The organism is Corynebacterium pygosceleis (assembly GCF_016595275.2).
Lineage (GTDB): Bacteria > Actinomycetota > Actinomycetes > Mycobacteriales > Mycobacteriaceae > Corynebacterium > Corynebacterium pygosceleis.
The window spans coordinates 184,973-203,323 of the sequence record NZ_JAENIQ020000002.1 but is presented as its reverse complement, the minus strand read 5'-3'; the positions used below and the strand labels follow the sequence as shown (position 1 = coordinate 203,323).

The window sequence follows — 18,351 nt, the reverse complement described above, 5'->3', positions numbered from 1 at the left end:
ATTCGTGTCGGGACCGGCGAGAACTGGTAGAACCGGATCCCGAGGCTACCCAATGACCCAATGACACTGTCCGAGAAAAAGAAAAACGGAGGAACCCCGTGGCCCTTCCCAAGTTGACCGATGAGCAGCGCAAGGATGCCCTTGCCAAGGCCGCCGAGGCCCGTAAGGCACGTGCCGAGCTGAAGGAGAAGCTGAAGCGAGGTGGCACCAACCTCAAGGAGGTGCTCGCCCAGGCACAGAGTGACGAGATCATCGGTAAGACCAAGGTCTCCGCGCTTCTCGAGGCCATGCCCAAGGTGGGTAAGGTCAAGGCCAAGGAGATCATGGAGGAGCTCGAGATCGCCCAGACCCGTCGTCTCCGTGGTCTCGGTGACCGCCAGCGTCGTGCGCTTCTGGAGCGTTTCGGCTTCTCCGAAGAGGACTAGTCGTCGATATGTCGGGTGATCGGATCCCAGCACGTCTCGTCGTGCTCGCGGGGCCGTCTGCGGTCGGTAAATCCACCGTGGTCAACCGGCTCCGCGATGAAGTCCCCGACCTGTTCTTCTCCGTGTCCATGACGACACGTGCGCCACGTCCCGGAGAAGTTCACGGCCGTGATTATCTCTACGTCACCCCGGAGGAATTTCAACGGACCATCGATGCGGGTGACATGCTTGAATGGGCTGACATCCACGGTGGCCTCCAGCGGTCGGGGACGCCTGCCGGACCTGTCCGGGAGGCGCTGGAACTCCGGCGTCCCGTACTCGTGGAGGTGGATCTGGTCGGGGCGCGGAACGTCGCCCGGATCATGCCCGAATCCCGAACGGTGTTCCTCGCTCCCCCCTCGTGGGAGGTGCTGGTGGAACGCCTGACCGGACGTGGCACCGAACCGGCCGACGTCATCGAACGTCGGCTACGGACCGCCAAGGAGGAACTCGCCTCCGCCGACGAGTTCGATCATGTCGTCGTGAACGACGACGTCGACAGTGCCGTCGCGCAGATCCGTGCGATCCTCACCGGCGACTGACCGGTCCGGGCCGTCCTGATGGCCCGGACGAACCAGAACCACTTTTTCTTTCCCGACTTTTGAAGGTGCTAAACAGTGAGCAATGACATCACCGCCACCGAGGCCGTTTTCGACCCGCCGGTCGGCATCACCGATCCGCCGATCGACGAGCTGCTGGACAAGGTGTCCTCGAAGTACGCCCTGGTGATCTTCGCCGCGAAGCGCGCGCGTCAGATCAACAGCTATCTCCATCAGCGTGATGAAGGCGTCTTCGAGTTCGTCGGCCCGCTGATCGACGACAATCAGGCGAAGCCGCTGACCGTTGCTCTCCGTGAGATCAACCGCGGAATGCTCGATCACGAAGAAGGCTGATCTTCAGGGTCGGACGAGAAGCACACGCCGTGCCACCACCCCTTCCCCTTCCACGGACATCCGTCGGCCCACAGCCACGAACGCGTGTCCGGTACCTGAAGGGGAAGGGGTTCCGTGTTTTCCGGCCCCTCACCGCCCACCGACCGAAGATTGAAGGATCCCGTGACCCCACCGCCGTCCGTTGACACCGTAGAATCCGAACCCGGTGAAGACCGGCGCCCGCAGAACATCGTGCTCGGTGTCGCGGGCGGTATCGCCGCGTACAAGGCGTGCCATGTCGTGCGTGGTTTCACCGAACAGGGTCATTCCGTGCGGGTGGTGCCCACCGAGTCGGCCCTCAACTTCGTCGGTGCCGCGACCTTCGAGGCGTTGTCCGGCAATCCGGTCTCCACCGGTGTCTTCGACCGTGTCGAGGAGGTTCAGCACGTGCGGGTGGGGCAGGAGGCCGATCTCGTGGTGATCGCTCCGGCCACCGCCGACCTGATGGCCAGGCTCGTCGCCGGGCGAGCGGACGATCTGCTGACCGCGACCTGTCTCGTGGCCACCTGTCCCGTGGTCGTCGCGCCCGCCATGCACACGGAGATGTGGAACCATCCGGCGACGCGTGCGAATGTCGCGACACTACGTGACCGGGGCGTCACGGTGCTGGAGCCGGCACACGGTCGGCTGACCGGCCCCGACACCGGGGCCGGACGTCTGCCGGACCCGGAACAGATCGTCGCCCTGTCCCTCCTGCGGCTCGACGGGTGCGAGCTGCCGCAGGACCTGTCCGGCCGTCGGGTCCTCATCACCGCCGGCGGTACCCGGGAGAACATCGATCCGGTCCGCTACCTGGGTAACCGCAGTTCCGGACGGCAGGGCTTCGCGCTGGCGGAGGTCGCCGCGCAACGCGGGGCCGAGGTGACGTTGATCGCCGGGGCCACCGATGAGCTTCCCGTCCCGTGCGGTGTCGAGCTCATCCGCATCTCCTCGGCGCGCGAACTCGAGGGGGAGGTGGCCGCACGGGCGACCGACCGGGACATCATCATCATGGCGGCGGCGGTGGCGGACTACCGGCCCACCACCACCGCTCCGGCGAAACTGAAGAAGAACAGTGCCTCGGCGTTGACCGGCGTGGAGCTCACGGAGAATCCGGACATCCTCGCCGGTCTCACCGCATCTCGACGCGAGGGGCGCATTTCCGCGGACACGGTGATCGTGGGATTCGCGGCGGAGACGGGGGACGACACCGGTTCCGTCCTCGACCATGCACTCCGCAAGATCAGGCGGAAGGGGTGTGATCTGCTGATGTGCAACGACGTCGGGTCCGGCAAGGTCTTCGGGCGTCGGCGCAACCGTGGTTGGCTGATCACCCCGGACGGCTCCGTGACCGAGGTCGACGACGGGACGAAGTTCCGCGTCGCGTCGGCCATCCTCGATTCCGCCGTGCGGCTCATCCCGGACCGGTGACCCGGCACGTCGCGGCGGAGCGGCGGATCGGCGGGGCGAGGGTGAGGACACCTTTGCAGATTTAGACAGCTTGGTCTATATTGATTCTGGTGCCGCCGCATCCGGCGACCCGACGGTGCGCTCCGCCGCGACACCCCCGTACAGTCAGCCCGGGCAACCGGGGAACAACCGGCCGGTACCCGGGAACACCGCACGAGCCCGCCGAACCAGGAAAACAATGAGTTGAGAAGGAGGTACCGTGGCTGCAGGCACCACCGCTGTCCGTCTGTTCACCAGCGAATCGGTCACCGAAGGACACCCGGACAAGATCTGTGACGCCATCTCCGACACGATCCTCGACGCGATGCTCAAGGTTGATCCGCATTCCCGTGTCGCGGTCGAGACGGTCGTCACCACAGGTCTCGTCCACGTCGTCGGTGAGGTCAGGTGCTCCGGCTACGTCGAGATCCCGGCGCTCGTGAGGACGAAGCTCCGGGACATCGGATTCACCTCCTCGGAGGTCGGTTTCGACGGGACCACCTGCGGTGTCACCGTCGCGATCGGGGAACAGTCCCGGGAGATCGGGGCCGGTGTCGACACGTCGCACGAGGTACGCAACGGTGACACCGGGGACGACGACAACCAGAGTGGCGCGGGGGACCAGGGCCTGATGTTCGGTTACGCGTCAAACGAGACCCCCGAGTACATGCCGCTCCCCGCGGCGACGGCGCACCGGTTGGCCCGTCGTCTGACCCAGGTCCGCAAGGAGGGTATCGTCCCGAATCTCCGGCCCGACGGGAAGACGCAGGTCACCTTCGCCTATGACTCCGACGACCGCCCGGTCCGGCTCGACACCGTGGTGATCTCCACGCAGCACGACCCCGACGTGACCCAGGCGTGGCTCGAGGAGCAGTTGCGTACGCACGTGATCGGGTACGTCATCGCGGACGCCGGACTCGAGGGTTTCGTCGACGACGACCTGACCATCCTCATCAACCCCTCCGGATCCTTCGTCGTCGGTGGTCCGATGGGGGACGCCGGACTCACCGGCCGGAAGATCATCGTCGACACCTACGGCGGCATGGCCCGTCACGGTGGTGGCGCCTTCTCCGGCAAGGACCCGAGCAAGGTGGACCGTTCGGGGGCCTACGCGATGCGATGGGTCGCGAAGAACATCGTCGCGGCGGGTCTCGCCGACCGGGCCGAGGTCCAGGTCGCCTACGCGATCGGCCGGGCCAAACCGGTCGGACTCTACGTCGAGACCTTCGGTACCGGGCACGGTGATCTGACGGACTCCGACATCCAGGCCGCCGTCGCGGAGGTCTTCGACCTCCGGCCCGGCGCGATCATCCGTGAACTGGATCTGCTCAGGCCGATCTACGCCGACACGGCCGCCTACGGGCACTTCGGCCGAACCGACCTGGATCTCCCCTGGGAGCAGCTCAACAGGGTCGAGGAACTCCGCGTCGCGGCAGGTCTCTGATCCGGCGGACGCGGCGGCCGATATACAATTGCCGGCATGTCCAAACCCCGTTCCCCGGCTCCGAGTGCGCCGGTGGCCAGGGTGCTGCCGCTTCTCGGACTGGCGCATCTCGACCGCCCCTTCGACTACCTCGTCGACGAGGATCAGCACGAGGGATGCAGGCCGGGTGTCCGGGTCCGGGTCCGGTTCGCCGGGAGGCTCGTCGACGCCGTCGTGCTCTCCCGCACCTCCGTCAGCGACCACACGGGGAACCTGGCATGGCTGGAACGTGTGATCTCCCCGGAGGTCGTGTACCCGGAGCAGACCCGTGCACTGGTCGAGGCGCTCTGCGACCGCTACGGCGGGATCCGCAGTGATCTCATCCGCTCCGCCGTACCCGCCCGTCACGCGACGGCGGAGAACTCCGACATCTCGACACCGTGGGATGAACTGGGCACCGTCACCGACCCCGACCTCTCCCCGTGGATCAGCTACCTCCACGGCCCGAACTTCGTCGACGCCGTCCTCGCGGGGAGGGCCGCCCGGGCCGCGTGGCAGATCGCGCCCGGCGACGACTGGGCCCGGGCGGTCGCCGGTCTCGCGGTGGCGACCGCCCAGACCGGCGGGGGAGTGCTCGTCGTTCTCCCCGATCAACGTGACGTCGACGCCCTCGGGGAGGCGCTCCGCGAACTCGTGTCCGCGCGCCAGGTGACGGTTCTGAACTCCGCACTCGGGCCACAGGCCCGTTACCGGCGCTTCCTCTCGATCCTCCACGGACAGGGGCGGCTCGTCATCGGAACCAGGAGTGCGGCCTACGCCCCGGTCAGGGATCTGCGTCTGGTGGTGCTCCTGAACGACGGCGACGACAACCTGGTCGATCCGCGTGCGCCCTACACCCACGCCCGCGAGGTCCTCACGACCCGCAGCGCCCAGTGCGGGTGCGCGCTGATCATCGGCGGACACACGCGGACGGCTGAGGTCCAACTGATGGTCGAGCAGGGGTGGATGCACGGTCTCGTCGCTCCCCGGGAGGTCCTGCGGCAGCGGATGCCGCGGGTCCGGGCCACCGCCGACAGCGACACAGCCCTGGAACGTGATCCGTTGGCGCGGTCCGCGAGGCTCCCGGCGGTCGCCTTCGATGCGGTGCGGCGGGCACTCGCCCGGGATGAACCGGTGCTGATCCAGACCCCGAGAAAAGGTTACGTACCGACGCTCGCCTGCGGGCGGTGTCGCGTTCCGGCACGGTGCCGCTCCTGCAACGGGCCTCTCGGACTGCCGTCGACCGGTGATGACACCCCGGGTGTCCCGACCTGCCGATGGTGCGGTAGACCCGCTGCCGGTCACCGGTGCGGCACCTGCGGGTCGGTCAGGCTGCGGGCGGTGGTCCTGGGCTCCGAACGGACGGCCGAGGAACTGGGGCGGGCCTTCCCGAAGACGCCGGTCTCCACGTCCGGTGGATCTCGGGTCCTCGACGCGGTTCCCCCGGGGGCGAGACTCGTGGTCTCCACCCCGGGGGCGGAACCCGCCGTCACCGGTGGGGCCTACGGCGCCTGTCTGCTGCTCGACACCTGGGCACTCCTCGGTCGGGCTGATCTGCGTGCCACAGAGGACACTCTGGCGAAGTGGATGGCGGCCGCGAGCCTCGTCTCCTCCAACGACAGGGGTGGGGAGGTGATCGTCGTCGCGGCTCCGGCGCTTCCCGTGGTTCAGGCGCTCATCCGTTGGGACACGACCACGGCCGCGGCCGCCGAGCTCGCCGAGCGGAGGGAGGTCGATCTCCCCCCCGCCGTACACATGGCGGCGGTGGACGGGCCCCAGTCCACGCTCGATGATTTCCTCGGTCTGGTGGATCTTCCGCCGGGGGCGGATGTTCTCGGCCCCGTCGATCTCCCCCCGGGGTCCGCGCTGCCCGGGGACTACGATGAATCCCGTTTCGGTCCACCCCAGCGGATGCTCATCCGGGTCCCGCTCGGTGCGGGGCCGCGGAGCGCACTCGGTCGGGCGCTGCGGGCCGCACGGACCGCCAGAGCGGTCCGGAAGGATGAGCTGCCGTTGCGAATCCAGATCGATCCACTGCATCTCGGCTGACCGTCGTCCCGTGCCGGCGGGGTGACGGACTTCAACAGATCCGGGACAGGGCCGTAGGATGGTGCGTTGACCGTGCCAATTCCCGTAGTAAGGATGTTCCCCGCTTATGCGCCTGGTTTTTGCCGGCACCCCGGAACCCGCCGTCGTCGCCCTTGAGAAGCTGCTGGCTTCGGACCACGAGGTCCTCGCGGTGATAACGAGACCTGACGCACGTCGTGGACGGGGACGCACCCTGCACCCGTCGCCGGTGGCCGAGACGGCCACGGCACACGGCGTCGAGGTGCTCAAACCGACGAGTCTGAAACCGGACACCGCCGACGGGCGGGAGCTGCGCGCCCGGCTGGCGGAGCTCTCACCCGACTGCATACCCGTCGTCGCGTACGGAAACCTCGTCACCGCGGATCTGCTGGGCGCCGCGCCGCACGGGTGGGTGAACCTCCACTTCTCGCTGCTCCCGGCCTGGCGGGGTGCGGCACCGGTGCAGGCCGCCATCGCCGCGGGTGACCGGGAGACCGGAGCGGCGACCTTCCGGATCGAGGAGGGCCTGGACACCGGGCCGGTCTTCAGGACGGTCACTGAACCGATCAGCCCCGGTGACACCGCCGACGACCTGCTGACGAAGCTGGCCCACAGTGGCGCCCGGCTGCTCGTCGACACGATGGACGGGATCGCCGACGGTTCCCTGCACCCGACGCCGCAGTCGGGGGAACCGAGCCACGCACCGAAGATCTCCAAGGAGGACGCACGGATCGACTGGACCGCGACATCAGCGGTGATCGACAGACGGATCAGGGCGCACACACCGGCACCCGGGGCATGGACGACCCTGGACGGGGAACGCATGAAGATCGGTCCCGTCCTGCCCACCGGGGATGGTGCGTCGGTGTCCGGTGTGCCCGGTGCGCTCCGCGTCACCGGGGACGGTGTCGTGGTGGGCACCGGGGACGGTGCCGTGGTGCTGCGTCAGGTGCAGGCGCCCGGAAAGAAGATGATGGCTGCAATGGACTGGGCGCGCGGTGCGCACCCCGGAGAGGGAACGGTACTCGTATGAGCTTGGAAAGATCCGGTGGATTCCGTGCACGGAGCGGTGGCGGACGGAAGGAACCCGCCAACCGGGACGGTGGCGGCGGAGAGAAGCCGGTGCGGTCCGGCGGTCAGGCGGGGAGGCGTTCCGGCGGGAAACCGTCCGGCGGTCGGCGTCCCCGGGCCGGGTCGGGACGTCCCGGTGGCGGAGAGAAGACCGACTCCCGTTCCCCCGGGGCCCGCAACTCCCCGAACACCTCCGTACGGCCCCTGACCCCCGGTGTCGATGAGCCGCGTGCCGCGGCCCTTCACGTGCTCCGGGCGGTCCGCGCCGACGACGCCTACGCCAATCTCGTCCTGCCGGGCCTGCTGCGGACGCACGGGATCACCGACCGCGACGCGGCGTTCGCCACCGAGCTGACCTACGGTACGCTGCGTCAGCTCGGGGTCCTCGATGAGGTGATCGACGCTGCGTCGAGCCGTCCGCTCGACACGATCGACGGGGAGCTTCTCGACGTCCTCCGGTTGTCGGCCTATCAGCTCCTCAACATGCGCGTCAGTCCGCACGCGGCGGTGGACACCGGTGTGCGCTTGACCGAGGGCATCGGGCAGGAACGGGCGAAGGGGTTCGTCAACGCCGTCCTCCGGACCATCTCCAGGAAGACCCCGGACGAGTGGATGGACGAACTCGCCCCGACGGGGGGAGTGGCGGCCACCGCCTTCGCCAACGCCCACCCCGTGTGGATCGCGGAGAGCTTCGCCCGTGTCCTCGGCGAGGGGGATCTCGATGCCGCACTCGCAGCTGATTCGGAGCGGCCGAAGGTCCACCTCGCCGCCCGGCCCGGAGAGATCACCGCGGAGGAACTCGCACTCGCGACAGGGGGTGAACCCGGTCCCTATTCGCCGTACGCGGTCCATCTGGATTCCGGTGACCCCGGTGACCTGGAGCCGCTGCGTGAACGGTTGGCGACGGTCCAGGACGAGGGCAGCCAGATCATCGCCCGTGCCGTCGTCGAGGCTCCCGTGGAGGGGACCGACCGGGGACGGTGGCTCGACCTCTGTGCGGGCCCCGGCGGTAAAGCCGCCCTGATCGGTGCCCTCGCCCGGATAGACGGTGCCCGCCTCGACGCGGTGGAGGTGTCCGAACACCGGGCGAAACTCGTGCGCACCGCGACCAGCGGGCTGCCGGTGAACGTGGTGACGGCCGACGGTCGTGACCCGGGGCTCGAGCCGGGGTACGACCGGGTGCTCGTCGACGCCCCGTGCTCCGGGCTCGGTGCCCTGCGCCGTCGCCCCGAGGCACGCTGGCGTAAATCCGAGGCGGACATCGCCGAACTCACGAAGCTCCAGTTCGAGTTGCTCACCAGCGCGGTGTCGCTGGTCCGGCCCGGCGGAGTGGTCGTGTACTCGACCTGTTCACCCGATCTCCGGGAGACCCGTGGTGTCGTCGAACGGGCGTTGTCGGAACTCGACGTCGTGGAACTGGACGCGACCGAATTCGCGTGCGGGATGCCGGACACCGGCGGACACGCGAGCGTCCAGATGTGGCCGCACCGGCACGGTACGGACGCGATGTTCTTCAGTGTCCTGCGGGTCGGGGACAACTGAGGCACTGTCGCCCCGCGGACACCGGAACGATAGGATGGGTGCATGTCAGAGCCGATCATCGCACCGTCAATACTGTCCGCCGACCTCACCCGTCTCGGGGAGGAGATCTCCCGGGTGTCTGACGCGGACTGGATCCACGTCGACATCATGGACGGGCACTTCGTGCCGAACCTCTCCTTCGGGGCGATGGTCACCGCCGCAGCTCACCGCGCGACGGACACACCGCTCGACGTGCACCTCATGGTCGAGAACCCGGAGAAGTGGGTGGACGACCACATCGACGCCGGAGCGTACACCGTGATCTTCCACGTCGAGGCGACGGAGGACCCCGTGGCTCTGGCCCGCCACATCCGGAGCAGGGGTGCCCGTGCGGCGTTCTCCCTGCGGCCGGGTACCCCGATCGAGGACCATCTCCCGATCCTGGAGGAGTTCGACCAGGTGCTCGTGATGAGTGTCGAGCCCGGTTTCGGTGGACAGTCGTTCATGCCCGACCAGTTGGAGAAGGTACGCACGCTGCGCCGCGAGATCGACGCACGTGGGCTGGACTGCACCGTGGAGATCGACGGCGGTATCTCCCGTTCCACCATCGCGGCCGCAGCAGAAGCCGGGTGCGACGCCTTCGTCGCCGGTTCAGCGGTCTACGGTGCGGATGACCCGAACGCCGAGGTCGGTCATCTGCGGTCGTTGGCACGCCGTTCCTGACGGTTCCACCGGCGGAGACGGGGGTCGGGCACGCTCTTTGCCGGGGTGGCGGGGTGGCGGGCTAGACTGGTCGGCGAGACACAGCCGGATCGACGAGACAGAGATTGAGTGCACGTGAACCCTGAGGGCAAGACCAGTGGAGCTGCGGACGGCAGCGTCGACATTCACCGTATGCTCGCCGCGGACACCCCCACCACCACCGGGCGTCCGTGGGAGCTCGTCGTCACCTCCCGGCGTCTGAGGGTGCTCGCCGTGGTCGCGGTGATCGTCGTCATGGCGGTCCACGTCTTCATGGCGTTCGCGGTCGCCGTCGGGGACACCGGCGCAGCGGTGACGACCGTCGACCAGTGGTCCTTCGTCGGGGTGGGACTCGTCCTCTCCTTCTGCTGCATCGGTATCGCGCGGCCCCGGGTCCGGGCGAACGCCGACGGGGTTGAGGTCAGGAACTTCATCGGCACCAGGTTCTACCCGTGGTCCGTGATCTACGGTCTGTCCTTCCCGAAGGGTGCCCGCTGGGCCCGTCTGGAGCTTCCCGAATTCGAGTTCGTCCCGATGTGGGCGTTCCAGTCCGCGGATGGTGAGGCCGTCGTCCGGGCCGTCGCCGATTTCCGGGGGCTGGAGGACGCCTACATGCCCGAGGACTAGGGCGGTCCGGGGTTGTCAGGTATGCGGATGCGCATGAGAAACGACGGTCCGGTCATCCGTGGCTGATCCGGCGAGTTACCGTCCCGCCCCCGGGACCGTCCCCACGGATCCGGGGGTCTACAAATTCCGGGAGGAGTCCGGCCGGGTCGTCTACGTGGGGAAGGCGAAGAACCTCCGGGCACGGCTGTCCAATTACTTCCAGGATGTCACCCAGCTGCATCCACGGACGCGGCAGATGGTGTTCGCCGCCGCGTCCGTCGAATGGACCGTGGTGTCCAGCGAGGTCGAGGCGCTGCAGCTCGAGTACACCTGGATCAAGCGGTTCGATCCACGGTTCAACGTCAAGTACCGCGACGACAAGACGTACCCGATGCTGGCGGTCACCGTCGGTGAGGAGCTTCCCCGTGCGTTCGTCTACCGGGGTCCGCGGAGAAGGGGGGTACGGTACTTCGGCCCGTACAGTCACGCCTGGGCGATCCGGGAGACACTCGATCTGCTGATCCGGGTCTTTCCCGTGCGGACCTGCTCGAAGGGCGTGCTCAACCGCCACCGGCAGCTCGGACGCCCCTGTCTCCTCGGCTACATCGACAAATGCTCCGCACCCTGCGTCGGCAGGGTCAGCCCCGAGGAACACCGCGAGATCGTCGACGGATTCTGCTCGTTCATGTCGGGACAGACCGACCGGGTCACACGGCGGCTGGAGCGGGAGATGAACGACGCCGCGGAGGCCCTGGACTTCGAACGTGCCGCACGGTTGCGCGACGACCTCGGCGCCATCACGAAGGCGATGGAGAAGCAGGCGGTCGTCCTCGGGGACGGTACCGACGCGGACGTCGTGTGCTGCGCCACCGATGAACTGGAGGCCGCCGTGCAGATCTTCCATGTCCGGGGTGGCCGGATACGTGGTCAGCGAGGCTGGGTCGTGGAGAAGACCGGGGACACCGAACTCGAGATGGGGGAGGACGGTCGTGACCCCGCGGTTCCGCGGATCATCCAGAATTTTCTCACCCAGTTCTACGGGGAGGCCGCCGAACGTGCCGTTGAGGACCGTTCCGAGGCGGAGAGGATCCGGCGCCGCGGTGTGGACCAGCTGTCCCACACCGACGACGGGGAGGAGTCGCAGATCTCTCCCGTCCCCCGGGAGGTCCTCGTCCAGGAACTGCCGGAGGACCCCGAGGAGACGACCGCGTGGCTCAGTGCGCTGAAAGGGGCGAAAGTCGATCTGCGGGTACCTCAGCGCGGAGACAAGCGGGCCCTGGCCGAGACCGTCGAACGCAACGCGAGGGAAGCCCTCAAGCAGCACAAGCTCAAGCGTGTCGGTGACCTGACCGCACGCTCCGCCGCCCTGCGGGACATCCAGGAGGCGTTGTTCATGTCCGACGCACCCCTGCGGATCGAGTGCACCGACATCTCGCACATCGCGGGCACCGACGTCGTGGCCTCCCTGGTCGTGTTCGAGGACGGGTTACCGAGGAAATCCGACTACCGCCGTTACCGGATCCGGGAGGCGGCGGGGGACGGACACAGTGACGATGTCGCGTCCATCGCCGAAATCACGCGCCGGCGGTTCCTGCGGCACCACCGGGACGCCACCGATGTCCCGGACGCCGAGGAGTTCGACGGCACCCGGTTCGACGATGAGCGGGTGGAGGAGCATTCCACCGATGCCCGCAGGTTCGCCTACCCGCCGAACCTGTTCATCGTCGACGGTGGTCTTCCACAGGTCAACGCCGCACAGGCGGTGTTCGATGAACTGGGTGTCACCGACGTGACGCTTGTCGGACTGGCGAAGAGACTGGAGGAGATCTGGGTTCCGGGGGACGGTGAACCGGTCATTCTCCCGCGAAACAGCCAGGCGCTCTATCTTCTCCAGCAGATCCGGGATGAGGCGCACCGGTTCGCCGTCACCTATCACCGCCAGCAGCGGAGCAAGAGGATGCGGGTCAGTGAACTCGACGGGATCAGGGGGCTGGGGGCCGCCCGGCGGGCGGAGCTCGTCCGTCATTTCGGCAGCGTGAAGAAGTTGAGAGCCGCGAACATCGAGGAGATCACGGAGGTCAGGGGATTCGGTCCGGCTCTCGCCGAGGCGGTCTACCGGGGTCTGCACCCGAACTGACCGGGTGGACCGTGACCGTCAATCCGGTCACAGGTGGGGATTACTGCGATAGAGTGTCGGTATGACAGTCGATGGAGCCGATTTTTCTCCCGAACGTTCGAACGGCCACTCGATCGAGAGTGCTCCGGTCCTCGTGACCGGTATGTCCGGGGCGGGGCTCAGCTCCGCCGCCCGCGTCCTCGAGGACCTGGGCTGGTACGTGTCGCAGAATCTTCCGGCGGAGCTGATGGTGGAACTCGTCGAACTGTGCCGTCGTGACGATTCTCCGGTGAGCAAACTCGCCATGGTGACGGATGTCAGGTCGCGGAATTTTCACGGGGGTCTGCAACAGGTCCTCGATGAACTCCGGGACAGGGGAATCAATCCGACGGTCCTGTTCATGGATGCGCGGGACGACATGCTGATACGGCGTTTCGACACCGTACGCCGGACGCATCCGTTGCAGGGGGAGGACACCCTGAGCATGGGCATCTCCAGGGAACGGGAGGTGCTCGCCGGTATCAAGGAGCGTGCGGATGTGGTGATCAACACCTCCGATCTGTCGGTGCACGACCTTCGCCGGGCCATCGAGAGTTCCTTCGCGACGATCGACAACATGCGTCAGCACGTGACGGTCCAGTCCTTCGGATTCAAGAACGGTGCACCGGCGGACGCCGATCTCGTCGTAGACGTGCGTTTCCTGCCGAATCCCTACTGGGAACCGGATCTCCGCCCCTTCCGGGGCATCGACAAGCCCGTCAGTGACTACGTGCTGGCGCAGCCGGCGGCCCGGGAGTTCATCGACAATTTCGTGTCCATGTTCTCGACCATGGTGGAGGGCTACCGCAGGGAGGGGAAGAGCTTCATCACGGTCGCAGTCGGTTGCACCGGGGGACACCACCGTTCGGTGGCGGTGGCGGCCGAGATAGCGCGTCAGCTCGACGGGATCCACGGGCTCGATGTCTCGGTCAACCACCGTGACATCTCTCGTGGCTGAAAAGGGGGGAGCGGACATGATGCACGGCAGTGGCGGGGAATCGGTGGTGCGGATGCCGGGAAGCCTGACCTGTCTGGGCGGCGGTCACGGTCTCTTCCAGACGCTCCGGGCCGGCCGTCATCTGGACATCGACCGGATCACGGCCGTCGTGACGGTCGCCGATGACGGGGGCTCATCCGGGCGGATCCGGAAGGAACTCGGCCAGATCCCGCCGGGGGATCTGCGCATGGCTCTCGCGGCGTTGTCCCGCGACTCCGACGAGGGCAGGTTGTGGGAGGAGACGCTCCAGCACCGTTTCGGCGGGTACGGTGCACTGGCGGGTCACGCCGTCGGTAATCTCCTCATCGCCGGGCTGACCGATGTCCTGGGAAGTCAGGTCCAGGCACTTGACGCGGTGGCCGCGTTGACCCAGTCCCACGGCCGGGTCCTGCCGGTGTGCGAGCAACCCCTGGAGATCGAGGCGGAGGTCGCCGGACTCGGTGACGAACCGATGTCGGTCCGTCCGGTCCGTGGCCAGGTCGCCGTGGCGTCGACGACAGGAAACGTGCGTCGGGTCCGGTTGTTCCCCGAGAATCCTCCGGGTGGTTCCGACGCGATCGCCGCGATCCTGTCGGCGGACATGGTCACCCTCGGTCCGGGTTCGTGGTTCACCTCGGTGATCCCGCACATCCTCGTGCCCGACATCACCCGCGCCCTGACGGAGACCGACGCGTGTCGCGTGGTGATCCTCAACCTGACCGCCGAACCGGGGGAGACTGCCGGGTTCTCCACGGAACGCCACATCCACATGCTCACGCAGCACGCCCCCGAACTCCGTGTCGACCACATCCTCATCGACGCCACGACCATCACCAGCGAGGTCGAACGGCGCTATCTCGCTCGCGCCGCCGCGACCATCGGGGCGGACGTGACCTTCGAACCGGTTCGGGCGGATGACGGGAACGGTGGCTGGGTGAACCGTCATGATCCGGTGAAACTGGCGTCGGCGCTCCAGCGCGTCTACACCCGGCACGTGTCCGCGGAACCACGGCGGTAGTATCGACGGTCATTGGCTCGGGCCCGACGGAGGGTCCGTCAGTACACCGGATACACACACACCGAGGGGAGCCGGTCACCGTGAGATTGACCACACGGGTCAAGGAAGAGCTGGTGCGCGTCACAGTCAAACGTGACGCATCGAGAATCGCGGAGCTCGCGTCACTGCTCCGCTTCTCGGCGACGATCGACGTCGTGGGCGACCGACTGGTGATCGAGGCGGACGTCGAGTCGATGGACACCGCCCGGCGCATCAGGGACTCCGTCAGAGACCTCTACGGACACGGGGCGGTCATCCGTGCCGTCGGTGCCGGTGGAGCACGGCGTACCAGGAGCTATACGGTGACGGTCACGGACGGGGCCCGTGAGACGGTCCGCAGGGTCGGACTGGTCTCGCCGTCCGGGCACCTCGTCCGTGGTCTGCCCCCCAGGGTCGTCTCCGGGACGGTCTCCGACGCGGAAGCGGCGTGGCGGGGTGCGTTCCTCGCCCACGGTTCGCTCACCGAGCCGGGACGCTCCTCGGCCCTCGAGGTCGTCTGCCCCTGTCCGGAGGCGGCCCTGGCGTTGGTCGGTTGTGCCCGGCGTCTCGGTATCACCGCGAAGACGAAGGAATCCCGTGGCACCGACCGGGTGACCGTGCGGGACAGTGAGGCGATCGGCGCACTGCTCACGCGGATGGGTGCTCAACGCAGCCGTCTCGAGTGGGAGGAGCAGCGCACCAGGCGGGAGGTCCGGACATCGACGAACCGGTTGGCGAATTTCGATGACGCCAACCTCCGGCGCTCCGCCCGTGCCGCGGTCGCGGCGGCCGCCCGGGTGGAGAGGGCGCTGGAGATCCTCGGTGAGGATGTTCCGGACCATCTCGCGGAAGCGGGGAAACTGCGGGTCCAGCACCGGCAGGCGTCCCTCGAGGAACTGGGGCGCCTGGCGGATCCCCAGATGACCAAGGACGCGGTGGCCGGTCGGATCCGACGTCTGCTGTCCATGGCCGACCGCAGGGCTGTGGAACTGGGTGTGCCGAAGACCTCCGAGGCCGTCACCGAGCACCTGTTCTCCGGGGAGTCCTGACGGGGATCGTCGGAGCCCGTGGCGGCGGAGCTCGCCGTACCGGCGGAGACCCGTCGTGAGGTTGTGCCGCGGCCCCTCCATGTTCTCCGGGTGTGATCAACGGCACACATGCACCGGTGCCGACCGAACGGGCCTCGACGGGAACAGTGCTGCTCCGCTATTCGGGGGTGATCGGGTGGTCGATATGTGGGGTTCCCCGGGGCAGATGATCTGCATTCCAAAATCGGTGGGTGCCCGGGTGTTGGTTTTGCCGGATTCGGTTGGTGTCGCTGTCCGTTTTAATGCCCGGATGTGTCTATTTTTCGTGTGACTGTGCCCGGTTTCACTGCACGGTTCACGTTACGTCGGTACAGTGGGAGCCATCAGGGATGAACGCCCGAGCTCCCCGGTTCAGGGTCATCCCGATGATCAAAGTTCCAACAGGACAAAGGAGATCACAGTGACGGTTCGTGTAGGCATCAACGGCTTCGGTCGCATCGGACGCAACTACTTCCGCGCCATCCTCGAGCGCGGCGCCGACATCGAGGTTGTTGCGGTCAACGACCTGACCGACAACAAGACCCTTGCGCACCTGCTCAAGTTCGACTCCATCCTCGGCCGTCTCGGCCAGGACGTCGATTACGACGACGAGTCCATCGTCGTCGGCGGCAAGCGCATCATCGTCACCGCTGAGCGGGACCCGAAGAACCTCGCCTGGGGCGAGAACAACGTCGACATCGTCATCGAGTCGACCGGCTTCTTCACCGACGCCAACGCAGCGAAGGCGCACATCGAGGCCGGCGCCAAGAAGGTCATCATCTCGGCGCCCGCGAAGAACGAGGACGCGACCTTCGTCGTCGGTGTCAACCACACCGACTACGACCCCGAGAACCACACCATCATCTCGAACGCGTCCTGCACGACGAACTGCCTGGCTCCGATGGCCAAGGTTCTGGACGACGCCTTCGGCATCGAGCGCGGTCTCATGACCACGATCCACGCCTACACCGGCGACCAGCGCCTCCAGGATGCGCCGCACAGCGACCTGCGCCGTGCCCGCGCCGCAGCCGTGAACATCGTGCCCACCTCCACCGGTGCGGCCAAGGCCGTCGCCCTGGTCCTCCCGCAGCTGAAGGGCAAGCTCGACGGTTTCGCCATGCGCGTCCCGGTTCCCACCGGCTCCTGCACCGACCTCACCTTCACCGCCTCGAAGGACGTCACGGTCGACGAGGTCAACGCCGCCATCAAGAAGGCCGCCGAGGGCGACCTGAAGGGTGTTCTGGCCTACTCGGAGGAGCCCCTGGTCTCCACCGACATCGTGACCGACCCGCACGCCTCGATCTTCGATTCGGGCATGACCCGCGTCATCGGTGACCAGGTCAAGGTCGTCTCCTGGTACGACAACGAGTGGGGCTACTCCAACCAGCTCGTCACCCTGACCGAGTACGTCGGCGACCGGCTCTGACACGGCGCGGAAACCTCCGCCGTCCGGGCTGATGCCCTGAAAAACGCCAACGGCCCGGGATGCGTACCTCTCCGGAGGTACGCCCCGGGCCGTTCGCGCACCCGAACCCGGTCGAACGGGTCCGGCCAACATCCTTACCCCGATACAGACAGAACAGAAACCAAGGAGAATCGATGACCGTCAAGAACCTCAACGACCTGATCGCCGAAGGAGTCGAGGGCCGTTACGTCCTCGTCCGTTCCGACTTCAACGTCCCGCTCAACGAGAACCGTGAGATCACCGACTCCGGTCGGATCACGGCCTCCCTCCCGACCCTGAAGAAACTCGTCGACGGTGGTGCCAAGGTCATCGTCATGGCACACCTCGGCCGGCCGAAGGGTGAGGTCAACGAGAAGTTCTCCCTCGCCCCGGTCGCTGAGGCGCTCTCCGAGGAACTCGGCCAGTACGTGGCTCTCGCCGGCGACGTCGTCGGCGAGGACGCACACGAGCGGGCCAACGGTCTGACCGAGGGTGACGTGCTGCTGCTGGAGAACGTCCGCTTCGATCCCCGCGAGACCAGCAAGGACGCCGCCGAGCGCGGTGAGTTCGCCGATCAGCTGGTCGCTCTGACCGGTGAGAACGGTGCCTTCGTCTCCGACGGCTTCGGCGTCGTCCACCGCGCACAGGCCTCCGTCTACGATGTCGCGCAGCGCCTGCCGCACTACGCCGGTCAGCTCGTGGAGAAGGAGATCAAGGTTCTCGGCGAGGTCGCGTCCAACCCCGCCAAGCCCTACGTCGTCGTTCTCGGCGGGTCGAAGGTCTCCGACAAGCTCGGCGTCATCGAGGCCCTCGCGCCCAAGACCGATGCACTGATCATCGGGGGCGGCATGTGCTACACCTTCCTCGCGGCGCAGGGACATGACGTCCAGAAGTCCCTCCTCCAGGAAGAGATGATCGACACCTGCCGCGACCTCCTCGAGCGTTTCGGCGACTCCATCGTCCTGCCCGTCGACGTCGTCGCCGCCGACAGGTTCGACAGGGACGCAGAGAAGCGGACCGTCGACGTCTCCGGGATCCCCGAGGGCTGGATGGGCCTGGACATGGGCCCGAAGTCCGTCGAGCTGTTCGCCGCACGGCTCGCCGAGGCGAAGACGATCTTCTGGAACGGCCCGATGGGTGTCTTCGAGTTCCCGGCGTTCGCCGAGGGCACCAAGGGCGTGGCCGAGGCGATGATCTCCGCAACCGCCGACGGAGCGTTCTCCGTCGTCGGCGGCGGCGACTCCGCGGCCTCGGTGCGGACCCTCGGTCTGAACGAGGACGGCTTCAGCCACATCTCCACCGGCGGTGGTGCCTCCCTCGAATTCCTCGAGGGCAAGACGCTTCCGGGCGTCAACGTCCTGGAGAACTGACACCCGGCCCC

The 18,351-nt window shown here is 67.2% G+C and carries 16 protein-coding genes; all 16 read left to right on the top strand.

Annotated elements, in window-relative coordinates; translation table 11 throughout:
• The first annotated feature begins 98 nt into the window (after positions 1-98).
• The 16 genes from mihF (at position 99) to JIM94_RS04115 (ending at position 18,340) form a co-directional block, all read left to right on the top strand.
• Positions 99-425, top strand: a complete 327-nt coding sequence (gene mihF / locus JIM94_RS04190; RefSeq protein WP_198735979.1) for an integration host factor, actinobacterial type — start codon at positions 99-101, stop codon at positions 423-425.
• Between the two features lie 8 nt (positions 426-433).
• A complete protein-coding gene (gmk, locus tag JIM94_RS04185) occupies positions 434-1,006 on the top strand; it encodes a guanylate kinase (RefSeq protein ID WP_200255008.1) in 573 nt (190 codons plus the stop codon).
• 75 nt (positions 1,007-1,081) lie between these two features.
• Positions 1,082-1,357 carry a DNA-directed RNA polymerase subunit omega gene (rpoZ, locus tag JIM94_RS04180; protein WP_200255006.1) on the top strand — a complete coding sequence of 92 codons (276 nt, stop codon included), beginning with the start codon at positions 1,082-1,084 and terminating at the stop codon, positions 1,355-1,357.
• A 162-nt stretch (positions 1,358-1,519) separates the two neighbouring features.
• The gene (gene coaBC, locus JIM94_RS04175; protein WP_200255004.1) at positions 1,520-2,806 is read left to right on the top strand and encodes a bifunctional phosphopantothenoylcysteine decarboxylase/phosphopantothenate--cysteine ligase CoaBC; all 1,287 of its coding nucleotides are present in this window, start codon (positions 1,520-1,522) and stop codon (positions 2,804-2,806) included.
• Between the two features lie 238 nt (positions 2,807-3,044).
• Positions 3,045-4,268 (top strand): methionine adenosyltransferase, encoded by a 1,224-nt coding sequence (gene metK, locus JIM94_RS04170; protein WP_200255002.1) that lies wholly within the window; start codon positions 3,045-3,047, stop codon positions 4,266-4,268.
• Between the two features lie 36 nt (positions 4,269-4,304).
• Positions 4,305-6,335, top strand: coding sequence for a primosomal protein N' (locus tag JIM94_RS04165; RefSeq protein ID WP_200255000.1), 2,031 nt, complete (start codon positions 4,305-4,307; stop codon positions 6,333-6,335).
• Positions 6,336-6,441: 106 nt separating this feature from the next.
• Positions 6,442-7,386, top strand: a complete 945-nt coding sequence (fmt, locus tag JIM94_RS04160) for a methionyl-tRNA formyltransferase (RefSeq protein ID WP_200254998.1) — start codon at positions 6,442-6,444, stop codon at positions 7,384-7,386.
• Entirely contained in the window at positions 7,383-8,966 is a 1,584-nt protein-coding gene (locus tag JIM94_RS04155; protein WP_200254996.1) for an RsmB/NOP family class I SAM-dependent RNA methyltransferase, read from the top strand. Before fmt ends, JIM94_RS04155 begins: the two co-directional genes overlap by 4 nt.
• 42 nt (positions 8,967-9,008) lie before the next feature.
• On the top strand, positions 9,009-9,668 hold the full coding sequence (rpe, locus tag JIM94_RS04150) for a ribulose-phosphate 3-epimerase (protein WP_200254994.1): 660 nt from the start codon (positions 9,009-9,011) through the stop codon (positions 9,666-9,668).
• Between the two features lie 171 nt (positions 9,669-9,839).
• Complete coding sequence (locus tag JIM94_RS04145; RefSeq protein WP_200255175.1) at positions 9,840-10,313, top strand: PH domain-containing protein; 474 nt, start codon at positions 9,840-9,842, stop codon at positions 10,311-10,313.
• 58 nt (positions 10,314-10,371) lie between these two features.
• On the top strand, positions 10,372-12,429 hold the full coding sequence (uvrC, locus tag JIM94_RS04140; RefSeq protein ID WP_200254992.1) for an excinuclease ABC subunit UvrC: 2,058 nt from the start codon (positions 10,372-10,374) through the stop codon (positions 12,427-12,429).
• 61 nt (positions 12,430-12,490) lie between these two features.
• Positions 12,491-13,405, top strand: coding sequence for an RNase adapter RapZ (gene rapZ / locus JIM94_RS04135; RefSeq protein WP_200254990.1), 915 nt, complete (start codon positions 12,491-12,493; stop codon positions 13,403-13,405).
• A gap of 16 nt (positions 13,406-13,421) precedes the next feature.
• Entirely contained in the window at positions 13,422-14,441 is a 1,020-nt protein-coding gene (locus JIM94_RS04130; RefSeq protein WP_272493927.1) for a gluconeogenesis factor YvcK family protein, read from the top strand.
• An 80-nt stretch (positions 14,442-14,521) separates the two neighbouring features.
• Complete coding sequence (whiA, locus tag JIM94_RS04125) at positions 14,522-15,508, top strand: DNA-binding protein WhiA (RefSeq protein ID WP_200254988.1); 987 nt, start codon at positions 14,522-14,524, stop codon at positions 15,506-15,508.
• 439 nt (positions 15,509-15,947) lie between these two features.
• A complete protein-coding gene (gap, locus tag JIM94_RS04120) occupies positions 15,948-16,952 on the top strand; it encodes a type I glyceraldehyde-3-phosphate dehydrogenase (protein ID WP_200254985.1) in 1,005 nt (334 codons plus the stop codon).
• 173 nt (positions 16,953-17,125) lie between these two features.
• Positions 17,126-18,340: a phosphoglycerate kinase gene (locus tag JIM94_RS04115; protein WP_200254983.1), complete on the top strand. Its 1,215-nt coding sequence runs from the start codon at positions 17,126-17,128 to the stop codon at positions 18,338-18,340.
• Positions 18,341-18,351 lie beyond the last annotated feature (11 nt).